Genomic DNA, 2,117 nt, shown 5'->3' on the forward strand with positions numbered 1-2,117 from the left:
CATGAGCGTGTACCTGGCGATCAGTATCAGCATTTCCCTGCTGATGAACTGGTACAACAAGCGCATTGCGCTGATCGAGCGGTAAGGAAAAGCGCATGAGTACTCATACTTTCAAACCTGACATGCCACCACCGAGCAGCAGCATCGGTGTGGTGGCGTGGATGCGCGCGAACATGTTCTCCAGCTGGCTCAATACCTTGCTGACGCTGTTCGCGTTCTACCTGATTTACCTGGTGGTTCCACCGATCCTGCAATGGGCGATCATCGACGCCAATTGGGTCGGCACCACCCGTGCCGACTGCACGAAGGACGGCGCCTGCTGGGTGTTCATCCAGCAGCGTTTCGGTCAATTCATGTACGGCTACTACCCGCCCGAGATGCGCTGGCGCGTAGACCTGACCGTGTGGCTGGCGGTCATCGGCGTAGCGCCGCTGTTCATCTCGCGCTTCCCGCGTAAAGCGATCTACGGTCTGAGCTTTCTGGTGCTGTACCCGATCATTGCCTGGTGCCTGTTGCATGGTGGTGTATTCGGACTGCCTCAGGTGGCGACCAGCCAGTGGGGCGGCCTGATGCTGACCCTGGTGATCGCCACCGTTGGTATCGCCGGTGCACTGCCGCTGGGGATTGTCCTGGCGCTGGGCCGTCGTTCGAACTTGCCGGCGATTCGTGTGGTCTGCGTGACCTTCATCGAATTCTGGCGCGGCGTGCCGTTGATCACGGTGCTGTTCATGTCCTCGGTGATGCTGCCGTTGTTCCTGCCCGAAGGCATGAACTTCGACAAACTGCTGCGGGCCCTGATCGGCGTGATCCTGTTCCAGTCGGCCTATGTCGCCGAAGTGGTGCGCGGTGGCCTGCAAGCGATTCCCAAAGGTCAGTACGAAGCGGCCGCCGCGATGGGGCTCGGTTACTGGCGCAGCATGGGCCTGGTGATTCTGCCGCAAGCCCTGAAGCTGGTGATCCCCGGCATCGTCAACACCTTCATTGCGCTGTTCAAGGACACGAGCCTGGTGATCATCATCGGCCTGTTCGACCTGCTCAACAGCGTCAAGCAAGCCGCCGCCGACCCGAAATGGCTGGGCATGGCCACTGAAGGCTATGTGTTCGCGGCCCTGGTGTTCTGGATTTTCTGTTTTGGTATGTCGCGCTATTCCATGCACCTGGAACGCAAGCTCGACACAGGCCACAAGCGTTAGGAGTTCTTTTATGAGCGAAGCAAATAAAAAGCCTGTGGGCCCTGAAGGCATTATTCAGATGCAGGGTGTGAACAAGTGGTACGGCCAGTTCCACGTGTTGAAAGACATCAACCTGAACGTCAAGCAGGGCGAGCGTATCGTTCTGTGCGGCCCGTCGGGTTCCGGCAAGTCCACCACCATCCGCTGCCTCAACCGTCTGGAAGAGCACCAGCAAGGTCGCATCGTGGTCGATGGCGTTGAGCTGACCAACGACCTCAAGCAGATCGAAGCGATCCGCCGCGAAGTCGGCATGGTGTTCCAGCACTTCAACCTGTTTCCGCACCTGACCATCCTGCAGAACTGCACCCTGGCGCCGATGTGGGTACGCAAGATGCCCAAGCGCAAGGCCGAGGAAATCGCCATGCACTACCTGGAACGCGTACGCATTCCGGAGCAGGCACACAAGTACCCGGGGCAACTGTCCGGCGGTCAGCAACAGCGTGTGGCGATTGCCCGTGCACTGTGCATGAAACCGAAAATCATGTTGTTCGACGAACCAACTTCCGCACTCGACCCTGAGATGGTGAAAGAGGTTCTCGACACCATGATCGGCCTGGCCGAAGACGGCATGACCATGCTCTGCGTAACCCACGAAATGGGTTTCGCCCGCACCGTGGCCAACCGTGTGATCTTCATGGACAAGGGCGAAATCGTCGAACAGGCCGCGCCGAACGACTTCTTCGATAACCCGCAAAATGATCGCACCAAGCTGTTCCTGAGCCAGATCCTGCATTGATCGAACCCAGGCACTGAAATAAACCCGGACTGAGTTCCGGGTTTATTTTTGCCTGCGATTTACTGCCGTACATGGACCTTGTAGGAGCTGCCGCAGGCTGCGATCCTTTGATCTTGCTATTTAAAAATCAAAAGATCGCAGCCTGCGGC

At 58.0% G+C, this 2,117-nt stretch carries 2 protein-coding genes; both read left to right on the top strand.

Translation table 11 applies throughout. From position 1 onward, the window contains the following. Positions 1 to 95 precede the first annotated feature (95 nt). Positions 96 to 1,193 (top strand): amino acid ABC transporter permease, encoded by a 1,098-nt coding sequence (locus tag ACRESJ_RS24240; protein ID WP_431760167.1) that lies wholly within the window; start codon positions 96 to 98, stop codon positions 1,191 to 1,193. A 10-nt stretch (positions 1,194 to 1,203) separates the two neighbouring features. After that, positions 1,204 to 1,968, top strand: coding sequence for an amino acid ABC transporter ATP-binding protein (locus ACRESJ_RS24245; RefSeq protein ID WP_339449983.1), 765 nt, complete (start codon positions 1,204 to 1,206; stop codon positions 1,966 to 1,968). Positions 1,969 to 2,117: the final 149 nt, after the last annotated feature.

Source organism: Pseudomonas sp. (assembly GCF_050739655.1).
GTDB lineage: Bacteria > Pseudomonadota > Gammaproteobacteria > Pseudomonadales > Pseudomonadaceae > Aquipseudomonas.